Origin of the sequence: Chryseobacterium sp. CH25 (assembly GCF_004119455.1) — a bacterium.
Classification (GTDB): Bacteria; Bacteroidota; Bacteroidia; order Flavobacteriales; family Weeksellaceae; genus Chryseobacterium.
This window is the reverse complement of sequence record NZ_NRQT01000119.1, coordinates 1-240: the sequence shown is the minus strand read 5'-3', so window position 1 is coordinate 240 and position 240 is coordinate 1. Positions and strand designations below refer to the sequence as shown.

Annotated in this window: 1 protein-coding gene; it reads left to right on the top strand. The window is 38.8% G+C overall.

The window, feature by feature from the left end:
* A partial coding sequence (locus BOQ64_RS22870; protein WP_164975887.1) for a hypothetical protein occupies window positions 1-240 on the top strand: 240 nt, incomplete at both ends.

The window sequence follows — 240 nt, the reverse complement described above, 5'->3', positions numbered from 1 at the left end:
TGGCAACCGATACCGAAAGAGTGATTACAGAAACCTTTGAATATGACCATCAGAACAGACTGCTGGTTCACAGACATCAGGTAGATAGTAACCCTGTAGAAATTCTTACCCAGAATACCTATAATGAAATCTCTCAATTAGAATCTAAAAAAGTTGGGGGTATTGCTTTAGGATCACCCCTTCAGCAGATGGATTATAAATACAATATCCGTGGCTGGATGACTAAGATCAATGATCCTA